This is a genomic window from Cytobacillus oceanisediminis (genome assembly GCF_022811925.1).
Taxonomy (GTDB): Bacteria; Bacillota; Bacilli; order Bacillales; family Cytobacillaceae; genus Cytobacillus; species Cytobacillus oceanisediminis_D.
Genome location: NZ_CP065511.1, coordinates 4,349,261 through 4,368,972, shown reverse-complemented (window position 1 = coordinate 4,368,972; position 19,712 = coordinate 4,349,261). Strand labels below are relative to the sequence as shown.

The following is a 19,712-nucleotide window of genomic DNA, read 5'->3' as shown; positions in this document are numbered from 1 at the left end:
ATTTTAAGAGGGAAGACAGCTGCTTTGGCTGTCAGGAAAGAGCCTGTTATATTGCTGACGGGCTCTTTCATATTTTGCACATATTAGGTGAAGTAAAGAAAACTATATATGAAACACATCTTTTCATTTATGACAAATAGTATATAATAATTATATAAAAGTATAACCTTATTATAGTGGGAAATGAATGCCATTAGCATACCTTTTTCAGATTAGGTGGTGAGGAAAATCGAATTAAATAAAAGGCAGGAAAAGATCATAGAAATCGTAAAGGAAAACGGACCTATCACTGGTGAAAGTATAGCGGAACAGCTTAACTTAACCAGGGCAACACTAAGGCCGGATCTGGCTATATTAACGATGGCAGGCTATTTGGATGCCCGTCCGCGTGTAGGCTATTTTTATACAGGGAAAACCGGGGCACAGCTGTTGACAGAAAACCTTCAGAAGCTTTATGTAAGAGATTATCAATCCATTCCTGTAGTTGTTAATGAGAATGTATCGGTATATGATGCAATTGTGACTATGTTTCTGGAAGATGTCGGCACGCTATTTGTAGTGGACCAGAGTTCGCTGCTTGTAGGGGTTTTGTCAAGGAAGGATTTGCTTCGGGCAAGTATTGGCAAGCAGGAGCTTAATTCCATCCCTGTTAATATCATTATGACAAGAATGCCTAATATTACGATGTGTGAAAAAGATGATTTGCTCATAGAAGTTGCTAAAAAGCTGATTGAAAAGCAAATCGATGCCCTTCCTGTTGTAAAAAAGACGGAGAAAGGGTTCGAAGTAAACGGCAGGATAACCAAAACAAACCTGACAAAAGCATTCTTGGCCCTGGCCGGAGAAAAGTAGCAAAGTAAGAAGGAGATGGTGTTGAAGAATGGAAAAATTGCCGATCATCTACGTCGTTTCGGACTCAGTGGGAGAAACGGCCGAACTTGTAACAAAAGCTGCCACGAGTCAGTTTAATGGCAGTGATATATTTATTAAGCGCTTTCCATATGTTGAAGAAAAAGTACATATTGATGAAGTCATTTCGCTGGCAAAGCTGGATAATGGGATGATAGCCTATACAATGGTTAAGCCGGATATGAGGAAGTATATTAACCAGCGGTCTGCAGAAGAAGGGATATATGCTTTTGATATCGTTGGTCCATTAATGGATCAAATCCAAAGAGCCTGCGGCATTACACCGCTTTTCGAACCTGGACTGGTCAGAAAGCTTGATGAGGATTATTTTAAAAAGATTGAGGCTATCGAGTTCGCTGTGAAATATGATGATGGCCGAGACCCTCGTGGAATATTAAAAGCGGATATAGTGTTAATAGGCGTTTCAAGGACATCAAAAACACCTCTTTCTCAATATCTTGCACATAAGCGCCTTAAAGTGGCTAACGTTCCCCTTGTTCCTGAAGTCGATCCTCCAGAAGAGCTGTTTCTTGTCCCGCCGGATAAGTGCTTCGGTCTGAAAATCAGTCCTGAGAAATTAAACTTTATCCGAAGAGAACGTCTAATATCGCTAGGTTTAAGCGATAATGCCAGCTATGCTAATATAGAGAGAATCAAAGAAGAAATAGGTTACTTTGAGAAAATCGTATCCAAAATTAAATGCCCGGTTATAGATGTCACGAATAAGGCAGTAGAAGAAACAGCCAATATGATCTTAAATCAATACCGTAAAAGCTTTCCGAAAAGCTAGCACATAAATTTTTTATGTGCCTTTTCTTTTTTTATGTTCGGCATGAAGGCTGATTAGCTTTAAGTAAGTATGCTCCATTCTAAGATGGGCATTTTAACAAAAAATCCTGCAAATTAAATTATATTCATTCCAGATAAAATAATGGCAAAATAGAGATTAATGTACTATAATAAAAAATTGTGATAAAAATGTACCCGAATAGGTTTAGAGTTCATTGCGAAGGAATAAACTATTTATTGTGGCATGTCAAGCTTTCGTCCAAGAAAAAATTCGACATATCTCACTTTGCAAAAGTTATTCATGCAAAGAAGGATAATGCGGAGTGATGTAGAATTATTAGAACATTAGGCAAACCAAACATTATAGTGGATGCTGATTCCTGTCCCGTAAAAGAAGAAATTGTCGAAATAGCCAATTCCTTTACAATGGACGCAGTGTTTGTTGCTTCTTATGCCCATATGAAAAATGACCTAAATGGGGCTGTCTGGAAATTTGTTGACAGCAGTAAGGAAGCTGCTGATTTATTCATAATGAATTATGTGAAATCAGGAGATGTAGTGGTAACTCAAGATATTGGATTGGCTTCAACTCTTTTGCTGAATGGTGTTTACGTCCTTTCCCCCAGGGGAATTTTATTTGAAGAAAATGAAATCCGGACCGCGCTTGAAATGAGGCATCTTTCAGCGAAAGCGCGAAGAAGAGGAGTTTATGGGAAAGGCCCAAAACCATACAGCCGAGAGGACCGATCCAGGTTTGTGCAGCAATTGACAAAGATTTTGTCGAATCTTGAAGGAATTCAGTAACGTTTATCGAATACCTGAGTAAGTAATGGAGTTGTTCATATGGCAGAACGGATCGCCGAGGAGAAAGTAAATGAAATTCGGCAAGCTGTAGATATTGTTGATGTCATTGGCGACTATATTCAATTAAACAAGCAAGGACGCAACTACTTTGGGCTTTGTCCTTTTCATGGCGAAAATACTCCTTCCTTTTCTGTATCTCCAGAAAAGCAAATCTATCATTGCTTTGGATGCGGAGCTGGAGGTAATGCATTTTCTTTCTTAATGGAATTAGAAGGATATTCCTTTCAGGAAGCTGCCTTAAAACTCGCTGAAAAAGGAAATGTCAAGCTTGAAATTGATGCGGCATCTGCAGCATCAGCAAAATCAATGCCTGTAGATTTACAGCAGATGATGGAAGCTCATGAGCTTCTACGTAAATTTTATCACCATCTGCTCGTAAACACAAAAGATGGTCAGCATGCACTTGAATATTTGCTTAATAGAGGCTTTACAATGGAATCGATCGAAAAATTTCAAATCGGTTATTCATTGAAGTCCTGGGATTTTGTCTTCAAGTTTCTGACTAAAAGAAAATTCCCGGCAGATGTTATGGAAAGAGCAGGACTGATTATCAAAAGGGAGAAAGATGGGAACTATTTTGACCGCTTCAGAGATAGAATCATGTTCCCGATTTTTGACCGCAGCGGAAATACGATTGCTTTTTCGGGAAGATCACTTGGGGACGATGAGCCCAAATACTTAAATAGCCCTGAAACTGCAATCTTCAATAAAAGCAAAACTTTATATAATTTTCATTTGGCGAGACCACAGATTAAAAAATTGCAGAGGGCCGTTCTTTTTGAAGGGTTTGCAGATGTAATCGCCGCTGATCGTGCTGGTGTCGGCAATGGCGTTGGTACGATGGGCACTGCTTTAACTGAAGAACATGTTGCTTCCTTAAGAAGAAATGTTCAATCAATCACGATCTGTTATGATTCCGATAATGCGGGCATTGAAGCCGCATACCGGGCAGCAAACCTGCTAATGGAAGCAGGCTGCCAGATCAGAGTGGCGCTCATGCCTGACGGATATGATCCGGATGATTATATTAATGAATTCGGCGAAGAAAAATTTCGTCATGATGTAATCGAGTCCAGCATAACCTTTATGGCATTTAAGCTTCTTTATCTCCGCAGGGGCAAAAGGCTTCAAAATGAAGGAGATCGTCTCCTTTATATCGAAGAGGTATTAAAGGAAATCAGCCAGCTGGATAAAGCGGTGGAAAGAGATCATTATCTGCGCCAGCTTGCGAATGAATTCTCCCTTTCTCTGGAAGCCTTGAAAGAGCAGCAAAAACAGGTCTATTATACGGAGAAGCGAAGGAATAGCCAGAAGGGGAAAGGTACTTTCGAACCTCAAAAAAGGCTGCAAACACCAAAAAGGGCTGACAGTCTTAAACCCGCCTACCATACAGCGGAGAGAAGGCTAATCGCCCACATGCTCAGGAATAGTGACATAGCATTTAAAGTTCAGGATATGCTTCAGGGAAACACATTTAACATCGATGAACACCAGGCAATTATTACCTATCTTTTAGGTTTCTACGAAAAAGGCCATGCGCCTGATCCAAGTGCATTTATAAATTTTATAAAAGATGAAAAGCTTAAGCGCATTGTGGTGGATATAGAAATGATGTCCATAAACGATGAAATAAGCGAACAGGAATTATCAGATTATCTTAAACAGGTGTTGAATTATCAAAAGATGTTAAAAATAAAGGAAAAACTAAATGAAGAAAAAGAAGCAGAACGACAAAAGGATTATGCTAAAGCGGCTTTAATCGCAATGGAGATCCTTCAATTGCGTAAGTCACTATAAGAAGGCTGTGTGCCTTAAATAAATGTTTTTTGGGATTAAGCGTCTCCTAAGGAAGTAGTCCCATTTGCAAGATGTGTTAAGAATGTGTGTGATTTTTGGAAGGAGGGGGACATATGGCTGAAAAGTCGGCCCGTTCAAAAGAGGTTGATACAGAGTTGACCCTTGAACAAGTAAAAGATCAATTAGTTGAAATAGGAAAAAAGACAGGTGTCCTTGCCTATGATGATATAGCAGAGAGATTGTCTCAATTTGAACTCGATTCCCACCAGATGGATGAATTCTATGAATTCCTCGGAGATCAGGGTGTTGAATTAGTCGGAGATAATGAAAATGACGATCCAAATGTTCAGGAGCTTGCAAAAAATGAAGAGGAATTTGACCTTAATGATTTAAGTGTCCCTCCGGGTGTGAAAATTAATGATCCTGTCCGTATGTATTTAAAAGAAATTGGACGTGTTGATTTACTCTCTGCAGAGGAAGAGATCGCACTTGCCAATCGAATTGAGGAAGGCGACGAAGAAGCAAAAAGACGCCTGGCAGAAGCTAACCTCCGATTGGTTGTAAGTATTGCCAAAAGGTATGTGGGACGCGGAATGCTGTTCCTTGACCTTATTCAGGAAGGAAATATGGGACTGATAAAAGCGGTTGAAAAATTTGACTACCGCAAAGGCTTTAAGTTCAGTACGTATGCAACATGGTGGATACGCCAGGCCATCACAAGAGCAATTGCTGACCAGGCCAGGACCATTCGTATTCCTGTCCACATGGTTGAAACCATCAATAAATTGATTCGTGTCCAGCGTCAGCTTCTTCAGGATCTTGGCCGTGAACCAACACCAGAAGAAATAGCTGAAGATATGGATTTAACGCCAGACAAAGTAAGAGAAATTCTTAAGATTGCACAGGAACCTGTTTCATTAGAAACACCTATTGGTGAGGAGGATGACTCTCACTTAGGTGACTTTATTGAAGATCAGGATGCCACTTCTCCATCAGAGCATGCGGCATATGAGCTTCTGAAAGAACAGCTTGAAGATGTTCTGGACACACTTACTGACCGTGAAGAAAATGTTCTTCGTCTTCGATTCGGACTGGACGACGGCCGAACCAGGACTTTAGAAGAAGTTGGCAAGGTATTTGGCGTTACCCGTGAGCGTATTCGTCAAATTGAAGCCAAAGCCTTAAGAAAGCTGCGTCATCCCAGCAGAAGCAAACGTTTAAAAGACTTCTTAGAATAAAAAATAATTGCCAGTGGATAGTTTACTTCTTAAAATGGAAGTAAACTATTTTTTTTGACTGGATGTGCTTTGGTTGGATGAAAACAGAAAAAAGGTCATTGTTAACGAACTTCTGTATTGGAAGAAAAGCCGAATGCTCCCTGATCGATATTGTGACTACCTGCTGGCTCTTTATACGGAAGGAAGTCAGCCGAAGGAAATAAAAAAACATAAAAATATAATGGTTTTGTATCTAGCCAACCTTATTTTCTTGCTGCTTATTCCAATTTCTGCTTTATTAATTTATTTTACTGAATTGTCTATTATTTTGCAAACCGCCATTTTGATTCTTTTTATTTTCGCGTGTATTTTCTTTGTTTTTTATTTTTCCAGGAAAGCAAAATTGATGCATATTCCCATCATCTCAGCAGCTTTAATTTTACTCATGGGATCTGTTGGGCTTGTAACGGAGATATATCCCGAAAACCAGAAAGTACTCTATGTTGCCTTAGTAACCAATTGTGTTCTTTGGCTGTTTGCGGGTTTAAAATTTAAGTTTAAATATTTATGGATTTCAGGGATACTAGGATGCTTTTTAATAGTTATTTCTATATTCGTATAATAAAATATTTTAAAAAGTTTTTAAATGTTGAGAAAACTCTCGCATCCCTTATATAATAGTAATGAAAGCGTATACAACATTTGTGTTTGAGGGGGATGTAAATGAATTTTGATTTGACTGCCGAACAGAATATGATCCTTAAAACAATAAGGGAATTTGCTCAGGAAGAAGTGGCCCCGGGAGCTTTGGAAAGGGACCGTACAAAAGAATTCCCGATGAAAGTTTTCAAAAAAATGGCAGACCTTGGTTTGATGGGACTTCCTTTCCCTGAAGAATATGGAGGGGCAGGGGCAGATACTGTAAGCTTCGCTATTGTAACAGAAGAGTTGAGCAGAGCATGTGCGTCTACCGGGATCACTTACTCGGCGCATATATCTCTTGGCGGAGCACCGCTCTATTTATTCGGAACCGAAGAGCAGAAGCAAAAATATCTGGTGCCAATTTGTACAGGTGAGTCTTTTGGAGCTTTCGGGCTAACAGAACCTAATGCAGGATCTGATGCAGGCGGTACGAGAACATCAGCTGTCGAAAAAGATGGAGAATTCATTATTAATGGAAATAAATGCTTCATTACAAATGCCAGCTATGCTAAGCATTTAGCATTGACCGCTGTCACCGGTGAAGCGGGTGGCAAAAAAGAAATCAGTGCGATTATTGTACCCACGGATGCAGAAGGATTTACAGTGATCGATAATTACGAAAAGATGGGACTCAACGCCTCAAATACTACTGAACTGGTCCTTGAAGACGTGCGCGTTCCGACTGAGCACTTGCTCGGCGAAAAAGGAGAGGGCTTTAAGCAATTCTTAATTACATTGGATGGAGGGCGCATTGGAATTGGAGCCATGGCTCTAGGGATAGCGCAGGCTGCCTACGAAAAGGCACTTCAATATGCAAAGGAGCGCCAGCAGTTTGGCCGTTCTCTCTCAAACTTCCAGGCTATCCAATTTAAACTTGCTGATATGGCAATGAAAATTGAATTGGCACGAAATATGGTCTACAAAGCAGCATGGCTGAAAGACCAGGGAAGACCTTTCGCAAAAGAAGCTTCCATGTGCAAGCTCTATGCCTCTGAAATCTGTATGGAAATCGCCGATCAGGCCGTCCAAATCCATGGCGGATACGGCTATATGAAAGATTACCATGTAGAACGCTACATGAGAGACGGAAAGCTCACGGAAATAGGTGAAGGTACCTCAGAAGTACAAAGAATGGTTATTGCACGCCTTATTGGGTGCTAATACCGATTTTGATTGGTCATGCGGTTAAAATAATTAACAAAAAACTCCACCCTCAGGATGGAGTTTTTGTCCATTTTATGAACAAGATTTGACAAAGTTTACAATAGGGCTTTTCCTTCTGACTTTTTTAAAGTAAAATAGAGATTGTTTGTATACTTACTTAAACTGAATGTGCTTACATAAGGGAGGTTAAATCATGAATCGCAATCCAATCATTCCATTTGTGTTAATTATGGTTTTTGGTGTGGTAGCAATGTTCCTTGTTTCTTTTAAAGGTCTTGGCGATATGGAAGAGCTTGCAAAAGAACAGGAAGGCGGCGGTGCTGAAACTGAAGAAACTGCAGCTGCAACCCCTGAAGAAATTTACCAGAAGAGCTGTATCGGATGTCACGGTGACCAGTATCAAGGTGGAGTCGGTCCTGCTCTAACAGGTGTAGGCGATCGTTTATCACAGGATGAAATCGCGGATATCGTAGTAAACGGTAAAGGCTCAATGCCTCCAGGATTAGTGCCTCAAGACAAAGCTGCCGAAATGGCTGAATGGTTAGCAGGCCTTAAGTAATACCTATAATGAAAGTCCTTTGCATATGTAAAGGACTTTTTTTATACTATAAGAAAGGCTATCGCAAATTACGATAGCTTTTTTAGCTTTTCTCTCAGGAGGAGCAGATAGGCAGGCGCTCTGCGCTTGTTACAATACATAAATAAGTGGTGACAGAATGAATACAGAGAAATTATCAAATCGGCTTGAAGCTGTAACAAATTATATCCCCCCTGGCGCACGAGTGGCTGATATAGGCTCAGACCATGCGTATTTGCCATGCTATGCAGTAAAGAAAGGCATAGTCCCTTTTGCCATTGCTGGTGAAGTGGTGGAAGGGCCGTATCAATCAGCCAAAAAACAGGTAAAAATGGAAGGGCTCGAAAATCAGATTTCCGTAAGAAAAGGCAGCGGCCTTGAAGTAATTGAACCAGGTGAAGTTGACTGCATAACCATTGCGGGAATGGGAGGCGCTTTAATTGCGAGCATTCTTGAAGATGGGAAGAGCAAACTTGCTTCTGTGCAGAGGCTTATCCTCCAGCCGAATTTAAGTGCCATCTCGATTAGAACCTGGCTGATTGCAAATGGCTGGGAGCTAATAGCCGAAGAAATTCTTGAAGAAGACGGAAAGATCTATGAAATCCTTGCAGCTGAAAAAGGAGAGCCATTGAAACCTTACAATAATAAAGAACAAGGTTTGCTGATGGGCCCTTTTCTTATGGAGCAAAAATCCGAAGTATTTCGAAACAAGTGGCTCGGTGAAAGGAAAAATTGGGAGAGAATCCTTTTGCAGCTTGATAAAGCCGCATACTCGAGCGAAACAGAAAAGAGAAAACAGGAGTTGAAGGAGAAAATCAAAATGGCAGAGGAGGTACTCGAACAGTGAAAAAAATAAATGGACATGAGATTATCCAATTATTTGAGCAGTTCTCCCCAAAAGCATATGCGATGGAAGGAGACAAAATCGGCCTCCAGATCGGCAGGCTTAACACCCCCGTTGAAAATGTCATGATTGCCCTTGATGTGCTCGAAGAAGTCGTTGATGAGGCAATTGAAAAGGAGGTGCAGCTGATTATTGCTCATCATCCGTTAATCTACAGGCCGCTGCAAAAAATTTCAACGGATACTCCGTCAGGAAGAATTATTGAAAAGCTTATCAAACATGATATAGCCGTGTATGCAGCACATACCAATTTGGATATCGCCAAAGGCGGGGTCAATGATATGCTTGCTGATGCACTGAAGCTGTCTAATACAGAAGTTTTATATCCAACATATGAAACTGAATTGAAAAAGCTCGCTGTGTTTGTACCTGAAGAAAATGCTGAATCACTAAGGCAAGCGCTTGGAAACGCAGGGGCAGGTTCAATTGGCAATTACAGTCATTGTTCGTTTGCCTCCCGTGGAACAGGGCAGTTTAAGCCCAATGGGGAGGCCAATCCGCATATCGGCCAGCAGGGTAAGCTTGAGACTGTTGAAGAAGTCTGCATTGAGACTATTTATCCTGAACATATAGAAAAGAAAGTGCTGTCGGCCATGTTCAAAAACCATCCTTATGAAGAAGTTGCCTATGATATTTATAAGCTTGAAAACAATGGGGAAGTTCTGGGGCTTGGCAAAATTGGAGAAATCAGCGAAATGACTCTAAAGGAATTTACAGAGCATGTAAAACATACACTTGAAGTGGATGGAGTTCGGGTAGTAGGTGATCTCTCATCAAAAGTCAGGAAAGTCGCTGTTCTGGGCGGAGATGGAAATAAATACTTCATGTCAGCAAAGATGAAAGGTGCAGATGTATATGTAACGGGGGATATGTATTACCATGTGGCCCATGATGCTATGATGATGGGCCTTAACATTGTTGACCCCGGTCATAATGTTGAAAAGGTAATGAAAAAAGGAGTCACCCGAAGATTAACACAGATGTGTTCGGACAAAGGGTATAGCGTATCCATTTTTCCTTCCGAAATTCATACTGATCCGTTTAAGTTTGTCTGATATAAAAAAAGAACCGGATTCCCATTGGGACCGGTTCTTCTGATTATAAGATTAGAAAGTATAATTTTTGAAAGTGGATAACTGTCTAGCGCAAGCAGCCTGCCCCCTCGAGGTTATTGTCGGGGGTGGACAAGACGCTTCCGCTTTTCTTATAGCTTTGCAGGCTTCTTTACTTTAGGAAGTATTTTATTTAACGGCACTTTTTTCTCGCGTGACCATGTGGATTCATCACCGGGATTAAATTGTTCCAGGAACGTGATGACTTCCTTTGTGATCGGTGTCGGTGTAGAGGCTCCTGCTGTGACTGCAACTGTCGATGCATCTTTAATCCAATTCACATCCAGTTCAGTTATATCAGCAATGCGGTAGGCTTTTGTACCGGCAATTTCTTCTGATACCTGTGCAAGACGATTGGAGTTATTGCTCTTCGGGTCCCCCACAACGATTAAAACGTCAGCCTGGCCAGCTTGTTCTGCAACAGCTTCCTGGCGCACCTGGGTAGCCATGCAGATTTCTTTGTGGAACTCAGCGTGAGGATATTTTTCCTTTATCTGATCCATTACATGGACGACATCCCATTGGCTCATTGTAGTCTGATTAGTCACCAGTATTTTATCAGCCTGTATGCTAAGTTGATTCACATCCTCAATGGTCTGCACTAAATGGACTGCATGAGGAGCTACACCTACTGCGCCTTCAGGTTCTGGATGGCCTTTTTTGCCAATGTAAATGATTTGAAAACCTTCCTTTTCCTTTTCCCTGATTAAATCATGTGTTCTTGTTACGTCAGGGCACGTAGCATCGATTGTCACAAGGCCTTTTTGTTTGGCCGCTTCACGCACTTCAGGAGAGATGCCATGAGCTGTAAAAATGACAGTGCCTTTATCGACTTTATCTAGGATTTCTTTGCGGTCTTTCCCATCAAGTGTAATAATGCCTTCCTCTTCAAAAGCATCTGTTACATGTTTGTTATGGACGATCATACCCAAAATATAGATGGGCCTTGGCAATGATGGATCAAGTGCAGCGTTTCTCGCAATAACCATTGCATCCACCACACCGTAACAATACCCCCGAGGAGAGATTTTTATGACATTCATCTGCTTATCCTCCCTAATGAAAGCTTATATCTGAATTGAAGTGAGTTCTATTTCTAATGCGGAAAAAACCCCATATTGCATCTCTATTATATAAGAGATAAACCGATATTACAAAAGGAGTACTTCTTCTTAATGAAAAGCAAAAAAAAGAATGCATCAGCATCCTTTTCTTTAAATATATAATTTCGGTTTGGAAATACCTTCTGCTGAAGATGATTTGGCTGCTGGCTTTTCAGCGGCAGGTGCCTTTTTTGTTTTTTTGCCCTGTGAATCTGGTTTCTTTTTTTCTGCTTTTGCCTGATAGGATTCCTCTTTAGATTCAGAAGCAGCCTCATCAGCTTCTGGGGCATCTTTTAAACCTCTATAAAGTTTCCACATAGCAGGAAGATTCCTGACCAGCGGACCATACTGCTGAACCATTGGCCCAATTTGCTGTGCTGTATTTAGAACCTTTTGAGTGTTCGTTAAAAAGCCGTTTATGGAAGAAGGATTGCTTATTGCCTGCAGTATGCCTCCGCCTGCGGGGGAGCCTCCTGCCGCTCTGGGTGCCCCAATCCCAGCTGCAGGCTGAGCATTGCCTTTTCTCAATATTTTTGAGAGCAATCCTCCCCCGCCTCCCCCGCGTTTCATTCCCGGAGGACCGCCCATCATTGGCCCCATGGGAGGTCTGCCCTGCATCGGGGTCATAAAAGGATGGGGAGGCATTCCTCCGCGCATAGGGGGTCTTGATCCTGGCATCATATCCATTGGCCTCCTTTCTTTGCACATCTCTGCTTCTTAATAAAATTTCATATAATAAAGTATGCGTTTATCCCATTTTGGTTTAGGCATAAAGCAGAAGAAACCAATTTATTTATTAAAATCGCCCAAAAAGCTTATCATATAAAATATAAATGCCTGTATGAGTGGTTATTTACAGGAAACTTTATTATAATAACAGGATGTAAGAAAAGCTCGGAACCAGCAAGTTGTCAGTTGATACTAGTAGATCTTACTTCACTAATATATGTTTCGGATACAGCCTGAACTGAGGCGAATCTGAATAATTGAGGAGTTTTTATATGAACGAAACGAAATTTGACCGATTTAATTTTAAGCCATTTATTATAGAAGCGGTTAAAAATTTTGGCTTTTACGAGCCGACAGAAATTCAGGAAAGAATGATTCCTGCCGTACTTAAGGGTGAAAGCGCCATTGGCCAGTCACAGACAGGGACAGGAAAAACTCATTCATACGTACTGCCTATTCTTCAAAAAGTTGATCCATCCCGCCAGGAGGTTCAGGCTATTATTACAGCTCCAACCCGAGAACTTGCCAATCAGATTTATCATGAAATTCTCAAAGTTACAGAGCATTGTCCCGAAGGAGAAGAAATAACTGCACGCTGCTATATTGGCGGAACGGATAAGCAGAGAACCATTGAAAAATTGAAAAAACAGCCTCATGTGGTTGTTGGCACACCGGGGAGAATTAATGACCTTGTAAAAGAACAGGCATTGTTTGTGCATACTGCCGAAATTCTTATTGTGGATGAAGCAGATTTAATGCTTGATATGGGATTCATTGAAGATGTTGATCAGATTGCAGCAAGGATGCCGGAAAAGCTGCAGATGCTTGTTTTCTCAGCTACCATTCCAGAGAAGCTAAAGCCTTTCCTGAAAAAATATATGGAAAATCCAAAATATGTTCACGTTGAGCCGAAGCAGGCAGCAGCAGCCAATATCGAGCACTGGCTTCTGCCGTCCAGACACCGGAACAAAGTGGAACTTGTCTATCAAGCATTGACTTCATTAAATCCTTACTTAGCCATTGTTTTTACCAACACCAAGAAAAAGGCAGATGAAGTGGCAGACGGATTAATCAGCAAAGGCCTAAAAGTCGGACGGATTCACGGAGACCTTAACCCTCGTGAACGGAAGAAAATGATGAAGCAGATTCTAGACCTTGAGTTTCAATATATTGTGGCAACAGACCTGGCAGCCCGGGGCATTGATATACAGGGAATCAGCCATGTAATCAACTATGAACTACCGACGGATCTTGATTTTTATATACACCGGGTTGGCCGGACAGCGCGTGCAGGATTCTCTGGAATTGCAGTGACAGTGTATGAGACTTCCGATGAAGATGCATTAAACAGACTTGAAAAAATGGGATTAGAATTCCAGCACAAAGACCTGCAAAAAGGTGAATGGACAGACCTGGATAATCGCAATAAGCGAAAAACAAGACAGAAACAAACAGATGACATTGATAAAAAAGCTGCATCGCTAGTAAAGAAACCGAAAAAAGTAAAACCAGGCTACAAAAAGAAAATGAAATGGGAAATGGACAAAATAAAAAAACGCGAAAGAAGAATAAAGCGTAAATAATAATGTAAAAGGGAGAGGTATCGTCATGCTGAAAATTGGATCACATGTGTCCATGAGCGGGAAAAAAATGCTTTTAGCAGCAAGTGAAGAAGCTGTTTCATATGGCTCCAATACATTTATGATCTATACAGGAGCCCCGCAAAACACAAGAAGAAAAAAAATTGAAGATCTGAACATTGAGGCCGGGCTGAAGCATATGGCAGAGAACGGGATTGCTGATATTGTTGTACATGCTCCATATATTATCAATATCGGGAATACTTCAAACCCTTCAACATTTGAATTAGGCGTTAATTTCCTTCGTTCTGAAATCGACCGCACTGAAGCGATTGGAGCTAAGCAGATTGTTCTCCATCCGGGTGCCCATGTAGGAGCAGGAACAGAGGACGGCATCAAAAAAATCGTTGAAGGCTTGAATGAAGTCTTAAATGGCGAAGAAAATGTGCAGATCGCACTTGAAACCATGGCCGGAAAAGGCTCGGAGTGCGGAAAATCCTTCGAAGAGCTGGCTATGATTATAGAGGGAGTCCATTATAACAACCATTTATCTGTATGCTTTGATACTTGCCATACGCATGATGCAGGATATGATATTGTGAATGATTTCGATGGGGTATTGGAAGAATTCGATAAGATTATTGGTCTTGACCGCCTGAAAGTTCTTCATATTAATGACAGTAAGAATGAGCGCGGAATGCGTAAAGACCGTCATGCGAATATCGGATTTGGCCACATTGGCTTCAGTGCATTAAACTACATTGTTCATCATCCGCAATTACAGGATATCCCTAAAATTCTGGAGACTCCTTATGTTGGCGAAGATAAAAACAATAAAAAAGCGCCTTATAAGCATGAAATTAATATGCTGCGCAGCCAGGAATTCAATGAAAATCTATTAGAAGCCATTACGGCTGGATAACCATAATAAAAAGCTGTGCCCGAGATTGCACAGCTTTTTGCATGAGAAATTAAGTATTATAAGCTAAGTCCTATTTTGTAAATTGCAAAAACAGCCTGTTTACTTCCCTTGCAGTTTCCGGGCCGGCAATCCTGGCAATTTCCTTTATTATTTTTGTCCGTTCCCGATCATCAAAGATGTTTACTTGTTTGCCTCTCATATGGTCTGCAATTTTCTGCGCCTGTGCTTTTGTAATCCTGATGTTGAACTGCTCTCCATATTTTAATAATTCATCTGCTGTAATATTGCTTAATTTGTGATTAATGATGTTTTCGAATATTTTCATGTTCATCACTCCTCCTCAGTACTTTATGAGTTAAGGATGTGAATAGTGACAATAAGTTTTGAAATCCCCATAAATAAGCATGTACCTTTACTTTAAATGCAGGTTCCTGTATACTGTGTTAGTAAATCGTAATGATTCTTAATATGTAAGGTGATAAAAATGGCACAGCCAATTATTGAAATAGATCATGTTTCTTATAGATATGAGAAAGAAAATGTCCTTGAGGATATTAATCTGACCATTAATTCAGGAGATTTCCTCGGAATCGTCGGTCCGAATGGGTCTGGTAAATCAACCCTGCTAAAACTTATCCTGAATTTGCTTAAAGTGCAGAAGGGGAGCGTCAAACTGTTTGGCCAGGAAATAAGCCGTTTTAAGGATTGGCAGAACATTGGGTTTGTCTCTCAGAAGGCAAATTCATTTAACACAGGATTCCCGGCAACGGTCTTTGAAGTCGTTTCAAGCGGCCTTACAAAGAAGCTGGGTCTTTTTAAATTTATGGGTAAGGCCGATCAGGCAAAAGTTCTGCATGCTATTGAATCTGTTGGCATGCAAGAGTTTGCCGGACGCAATATAGGCGAGCTTTCAGGCGGGCAGCAGCAGCGGGTTTTCATTGCCCGCGCATTGGTAAGTGACCCAAAATTATTAATATTGGATGAACCCACAGTAGGCGTAGATGTAAAAAATGTCCAGTCCTTCTACGAGATGCTTGATGATTTAAATAAGAAGCTTGGCATTACTCTATTGCTGGTTACACATGACATTGGCACAATTTCTGATAAAGTCACCCATGTGGCTTGCCTGAATAAGAATTTGCATTTCCATGGAAATACAGCAGAATTTGAAAGCTTAAATATAAATGAAATGTCAGAGATCTACGGGCACGATGTACATGTTCTGACACATAATCATGACCATCATCACCACCATAAAGGAGCAGGCAGATGATTGCAGGAATCCTTCAATATGAATTTTTACAAAATGCTTTTTTAACGGGAATTATCATCGGAATCATTGCTCCTCTACTGGGTGTGTTCATTGTTGTCAGAAGGCTGTCTTTAATTGCCGATGCTTTAAGTCATGTAACACTTGCTGGCATCGCTGCAAGCCTGCTGCTTGAAAAGAAATTTATCGGATTGAGCGGGTTGAATCCGTTATATATGGGGATGGCCTTTTCAGTAGCCGGGTCATTGTTTATTGAAAAACTGAGGGCTGTTTATAAACATTATCAGGAGCTTGCTATTCCTATTATTTTATCTGGAGGCATTGGACTTGGAGTAATATTCATTTCACTCGCTGACGGGTTCAATACTGATTTATTCAGTTATCTGTTTGGCAGTGTCAGTGCAGTCAGCCGGCTGGATTTATGGACGATTTTAATCATCAGCGTGTTTGTTATTGCACTTGTGGTGCTGCTCTATAAAGAATTGTTTCTGCTGTCATTTGATGAAGAGCATGCCAAGGCATCTGGAATAGCTGCTAAAAGTGTCCACTTCATATTTATTGTCATGGTGGCTCTGGTCATAGCTGCTTCCATGAGAATAGTGGGTATTTTATTGGTTTCATCGCTAATGACTTTGCCGGTTGCAGCAAGCATCAGAATTGCAAAAGGATTCAAACAGACGATTTTCCTGTCCATGCTTTTCGGTGAAATTTCAGTTTTAGGCGGACTGACGATTTCCTACTATATAGATTTAGCTCCAGGCGGAACAATCGTCATGATTGCGGTGTTAATACTGATTGTGACAATCTTGCTTAAAAAAATTGCAGGCATGAGGCCGGCTTAAATGTGAATGACTTCTATCCGAGATTATTTCAGAGCAAAAAATGAGGTGAAAAAGATGAATGTTGATGAAGCCATGCAGCTTTTGAAGGATAAAGGCTATAAGCATACAGGGAAGAGAGAAGAGATGCTTCAGCTGTTTGCTGACAGTGATAAATATTTAACGGCCAAAGATGTTCTGGAAAAAATGAAGGATAACTACCCTGGACTCAGCTTTGATACAATCTACAGAAACTTATCTTTATTCGTGGATCTGGATATTTTTGAAATGACAGAGCTATCAGGAGAAAAACACTTCCGCTTTACTTGCTCACATGAACATCATCATCATCATTTTATATGTCTGGATTGCGGCAAGACGAAAGAAATCGAAGTCTGTCCCATGAAGCAGGTTCAGGAAAATCTGAAGGGCTATGATGTTTCTGGACATAAGTTCGAAATATATGGGAAGTGCCCGGAGTGTTTTTAATAAAGAAACAAAAAAGAAGCATGGAGCTATTTACTTAGTCCCATGCTTCTTTTTGCAATTTAGGAAATAATAAAATATAACGATGTGAATAACTTTGTGGAAAAATTATCTGCATCCAGCAACAGCGCCTAGCCCCTCGGGTCATAAGCCAAATCACTCCAGAAATCAGGACAAGGAATGCTTCGGCAGCGATACATCACCCGACCAAAGTAGCTTGGGGAGGTTTCCTGCGTGATTCGTCTTATGCCTGTCGGACTTGCACAGGATGTGCTGGCTTCAACGTTCGCCACAGGACGTGGCGGTTTTTAGTTGGAGTTCATCTGATCAAGGCGCTTCCGCTTTTGTTCCTGCAGCCAGTCATTTACCCATGCATTCGCTTCCTGCCAGTTTCTGACTCTAATAACGCCATTGGGAAGTGGCTCCTGGTTATAGGGTGTATCGAATAAAATGACAGGAATTCCGCAAGCCTCGTGAATCATGACTGCATTATCATGTTTGTCTTCAAAAAAGATATCCACCTCATATTTTTTCGCAGCTTCGATTTTATCATGGCTCCCAATCAGTTCAATATGATCAAACTCCAATGTGTTCTCTAAAAACCATTCCTCTGTTATTTGCTGCAGGTGAGACCCCCTGGCACTTATAAAATACAATTCATGCTTGCGTTTCCAGTTGGTCAAAACTTCCTTTGCGCCTTTAGCAATGGGAGATTCTTTGTATATGATGGGCTCATTTTCATAAAACCAATGTGCAAATTGTTCTTCTGAAATCGTCACCAAAGGTGTTAAATCATATTGCTTAATATCATTTAAAGTAATATTCAGATTAAATGCTTTATTTAAATACGGAACCATGGCTTCAGGACAAGTAACCGTTCCGTCTATATCAATACCAAAACGCCTCTTCATCATTATGATCTCCTTTAATGCATATATCCCTTATCTTAACAAAAGTACCGGCCTTACAAAAGAGTGTTGCCTGCAGAAGGTTTGACAGTTAAACATTTACATCTTAAAAAAGGCTTATATCGCAAACACTATAAATGCTCCATTAAGCAGTACTTTTTAGGAACACAGCAAAGGAAGCGAGGGATCATGATGGCAGACCAAGAGCGCAGGAATGAAGAGTATGACCTTCGATACAGTGAGCGGATTGGCGAAGAAGATGCAGATTATTCTGAAGAAGCTGCTGCGGAAATAGCAGCTCCAGGTGTCTACGGCAGATCGCTGGATCGGGATGAGGAAGACGAAACAGCTGCAGTTCATGCAGATTATTCTGAGGAAACCTCTGCGGAAATAGCAGCGCCGGGTGTCTATAATAGATCAGTGGACAGGGATGAGGAAAATGAAACAGCTGCAGCTGGCAGAGGTGTCGGATATGCAGCCCTGGCACTTTCCATTTTATCTTTGTTTGTGCTGCCGGTTCTTTTTGGAGCAACAGGAATTGTCCTTGGTTTTATCGCACGCCGGAGGGGCTCAGAAAGCCTTGGTGGCTGGGCGATTGCAATAGGGGCTATATCCATTATTGTCGGTATGTTCATTCTGCCGTTTTTTTAGAAAAAGAAGAAAAAAAGCCTGGTACCAAATATATTTGGTACCAGGCTTTTCTATAGATTTTTGAGCTTCGCAAAAGCGGGCAGCAATCGCCTTATGGCTGCAGGTTTTCTGCCTGTGCTTTTTCTTCTTCCTGTTTGGCAAAATATTCTTCGGCGATTTTGTCGATTTCAATCTTAAGTTCCTCAACCATTGTTTCTTCAGGAACTTTCCTTACAATCTGGCCTTTGCGGAACAGAAGGCCTTCTCCGCGGGCACCTGCAATGCCGATATCAGCTTCCCTGGCTTCGCCAGGCCCGTTAACAGCACAGCCCAATACAGCAACCTTAATTGGCGCTTTAATTTTTTGAATATATTCTTCCACTTCATTTGCAATGCTGATTAAGTCAATCTCGATCCTTCCGCATGTTGGACAGGAGATCAGTGTTGCAGCATTGGAGGATAAACCAAACACTTTAAGAAGTTCGCGGGCAACCTTAACTTCTTCAACGGGATCTGCACTAAGTGAAATTCTTAACGTATTTCCAATTCCTTTGCTTAAGATTGCACCAAGTCCAGCGGCACTTTTTACAGTCCCGGCAAAAAGTGTGCCTGATTCTGTTATACCTAAATGGAGAGGGTAGTCAAAAGCTTGTGCTGCTTTCTCATAAGCCTCAATGGCCAAATTAACATCGGATGCTTTCATAGAAACGATGATGTCATGGAAATCAAGGTCTTCTAAAATTTTGATATGATGCAGGGCACTTTCAACCATGCCATCTGCTGTAGGATACCCATATTTCTCAAGGATTCTTTTTTCAAGAGAACCTGCATTTACACCAATGCGGATAGGGATTCCTTTTTCTTTTGCAGCCTTGACGACTGCTTCCACTTTTTCACGTTTACCAATATTTCCCGGATTAATGCGGATTTTATCAGCTCCGCCTTCGATGGCCTTTAATGCCAGCTTGTAGTCAAAGTGGATATCAACAACAAGCGGTATGTTAATTTGTCTTTTAATATCTGCTATGGCATTTGCAGCTCTTTCATCCGGGCAGGCAACACGCACGATTTGACATCCTGCTTCTTCCAGCCTTTTTATTTCAGCTACAGTCGCTTCAACGTCATGTGTTTTCGTAGTGGTCATACTCTGAATGAACAGCTCATTGCTTCCGCCAATTGTTAATGGCCCAACTTTAACAGGCCTTGTTTTAGTGCGATGTATAATTTCACT

General features: G+C 41.0%; 20 protein-coding genes. 15 read left to right on the top strand and 5 right to left on the bottom strand.

The window, feature by feature from the left end:
* Positions 1-216: 216 nt before the first annotated feature.
* The 9 genes from IRB79_RS21955 to IRB79_RS21915 all read left to right on the top strand — a co-directional run bounded on the left by IRB79_RS21955 (position 217) and on the right by IRB79_RS21915 (position 9,978).
* The gene (locus tag IRB79_RS21955; protein ID WP_009332992.1) at positions 217-852 is read left to right on the top strand and encodes a transcriptional regulator CcpN; all 636 of its coding nucleotides are present in this window, start codon (positions 217-219) and stop codon (positions 850-852) included.
* A gap of 28 nt (positions 853-880) precedes the next feature.
* The gene (locus IRB79_RS21950; protein ID WP_206838787.1) at positions 881-1,699 is read left to right on the top strand and encodes a pyruvate, water dikinase regulatory protein; all 819 of its coding nucleotides are present in this window, start codon (positions 881-883) and stop codon (positions 1,697-1,699) included.
* A gap of 365 nt (positions 1,700-2,064) precedes the next feature.
* A complete protein-coding gene (locus IRB79_RS21945) occupies positions 2,065-2,502 on the top strand; it encodes a YaiI/YqxD family protein (RefSeq protein ID WP_221878393.1) in 438 nt (145 codons plus the stop codon).
* Between the two features lie 39 nt (positions 2,503-2,541).
* Positions 2,542-4,359, top strand: a complete 1,818-nt coding sequence (dnaG, locus tag IRB79_RS21940) for a DNA primase (RefSeq protein WP_243504920.1) — start codon at positions 2,542-2,544, stop codon at positions 4,357-4,359.
* A gap of 113 nt (positions 4,360-4,472) precedes the next feature.
* Positions 4,473-5,597 (top strand): RNA polymerase sigma factor RpoD, encoded by a 1,125-nt coding sequence (gene rpoD, locus IRB79_RS21935; protein ID WP_206838784.1) that lies wholly within the window; start codon positions 4,473-4,475, stop codon positions 5,595-5,597.
* Positions 5,598-6,299: 702 nt separating this feature from the next.
* On the top strand, positions 6,300-7,439 hold the full coding sequence (locus tag IRB79_RS21930; protein ID WP_243504919.1) for an acyl-CoA dehydrogenase: 1,140 nt from the start codon (positions 6,300-6,302) through the stop codon (positions 7,437-7,439).
* A 196-nt stretch (positions 7,440-7,635) separates the two neighbouring features.
* Complete coding sequence (gene cccA / locus IRB79_RS21925) at positions 7,636-8,001, top strand: cytochrome c550 (RefSeq protein ID WP_026583849.1); 366 nt, start codon at positions 7,636-7,638, stop codon at positions 7,999-8,001.
* A gap of 157 nt (positions 8,002-8,158) precedes the next feature.
* Positions 8,159-8,866 carry a tRNA (adenine(22)-N(1))-methyltransferase gene (locus IRB79_RS21920; protein ID WP_243504918.1) on the top strand — a complete coding sequence of 236 codons (708 nt, stop codon included), beginning with the start codon at positions 8,159-8,161 and terminating at the stop codon, positions 8,864-8,866.
* Positions 8,863-9,978 carry a Nif3-like dinuclear metal center hexameric protein gene (locus IRB79_RS21915; RefSeq protein WP_243504917.1) on the top strand — a complete coding sequence of 372 codons (1,116 nt, stop codon included), beginning with the start codon at positions 8,863-8,865 and terminating at the stop codon, positions 9,976-9,978. The genes IRB79_RS21920 and IRB79_RS21915 overlap by 4 nt, the downstream gene beginning before the upstream one ends.
* A 149-nt stretch (positions 9,979-10,127) precedes the next feature.
* Here the strand turns inward: IRB79_RS21915 and IRB79_RS21910 are convergent, their stop codons facing one another.
* Together IRB79_RS21910 and IRB79_RS21905 are read right to left on the bottom strand one after the other, a co-directional pair.
* Entirely contained in the window at positions 10,128-11,078 is a 951-nt protein-coding gene (locus IRB79_RS21910; protein WP_243504916.1) for a 4-hydroxy-3-methylbut-2-enyl diphosphate reductase, read from the bottom strand.
* A 171-nt stretch (positions 11,079-11,249) separates the two neighbouring features.
* On the bottom strand, positions 11,250-11,819 hold the full coding sequence (locus IRB79_RS21905; protein ID WP_243504915.1) for a YqfQ family protein: 570 nt from the start codon (positions 11,817-11,819) through the stop codon (positions 11,250-11,252).
* Between the two features lie 320 nt (positions 11,820-12,139).
* On the opposite strand from IRB79_RS21905, the gene IRB79_RS21900 reads away from it, so the two are divergent.
* Positions 12,140-13,450, top strand: coding sequence for a DEAD/DEAH box helicase (locus tag IRB79_RS21900; protein ID WP_243504914.1), 1,311 nt, complete (start codon positions 12,140-12,142; stop codon positions 13,448-13,450).
* 25 nt (positions 13,451-13,475) lie between these two features.
* Positions 13,476-14,369 (top strand): deoxyribonuclease IV, encoded by an 894-nt coding sequence (locus IRB79_RS21895; protein ID WP_243504912.1) that lies wholly within the window; start codon positions 13,476-13,478, stop codon positions 14,367-14,369.
* Positions 14,370-14,439: 70 nt separating this feature from the next.
* Here the strand turns inward: IRB79_RS21895 and IRB79_RS21890 are convergent, their stop codons facing one another.
* Positions 14,440-14,694, bottom strand: a complete 255-nt coding sequence (locus IRB79_RS21890; RefSeq protein WP_243504911.1) for a DUF2624 domain-containing protein — start codon at positions 14,692-14,694, stop codon at positions 14,440-14,442.
* Between the two features lie 159 nt (positions 14,695-14,853).
* Here IRB79_RS21890 and IRB79_RS21885 point away from each other — a divergent pair, with 159 nt between their 5' ends.
* From IRB79_RS21885 to IRB79_RS21875, 3 genes are read left to right on the top strand one after another with little or no spacing between them, the layout of a single operon-like run.
* Positions 14,854-15,642: a metal ABC transporter ATP-binding protein gene (locus tag IRB79_RS21885; RefSeq protein WP_243504910.1), complete on the top strand. Its 789-nt coding sequence runs from the start codon at positions 14,854-14,856 to the stop codon at positions 15,640-15,642.
* Positions 15,639-16,481, top strand: a complete 843-nt coding sequence (locus IRB79_RS21880; protein ID WP_221878381.1) for a metal ABC transporter permease — start codon at positions 15,639-15,641, stop codon at positions 16,479-16,481. Before IRB79_RS21885 ends, IRB79_RS21880 begins: the two co-directional genes overlap by 4 nt.
* A 54-nt stretch (positions 16,482-16,535) precedes the next feature.
* Entirely contained in the window at positions 16,536-16,946 is a 411-nt protein-coding gene (locus IRB79_RS21875) for a zinc uptake transcriptional repressor Zur (protein WP_221878380.1), read from the top strand.
* A 305-nt stretch (positions 16,947-17,251) separates the two neighbouring features.
* On the opposite strand, the gene IRB79_RS21870 is transcribed toward IRB79_RS21875, so the two are convergent.
* Entirely contained in the window at positions 17,252-17,854 is a 603-nt protein-coding gene (locus IRB79_RS21870) for a hypothetical protein (protein WP_243509610.1), read from the bottom strand.
* A gap of 186 nt (positions 17,855-18,040) precedes the next feature.
* On the opposite strand from IRB79_RS21870, the gene IRB79_RS21865 reads away from it, so the two are divergent.
* Positions 18,041-18,502, top strand: coding sequence for a DUF4190 domain-containing protein (locus IRB79_RS21865; RefSeq protein ID WP_243504909.1), 462 nt, complete (start codon positions 18,041-18,043; stop codon positions 18,500-18,502).
* Positions 18,503-18,593: 91 nt separating this feature from the next.
* Here the strand turns inward: IRB79_RS21865 and ispG are convergent, their stop codons facing one another.
* Positions 18,594-19,706, bottom strand: coding sequence for a flavodoxin-dependent (E)-4-hydroxy-3-methylbut-2-enyl-diphosphate synthase (gene ispG, locus IRB79_RS21860; protein ID WP_243509606.1), 1,113 nt, complete (start codon positions 19,704-19,706; stop codon positions 18,594-18,596).
* Positions 19,707-19,712: the final 6 nt, after the last annotated feature.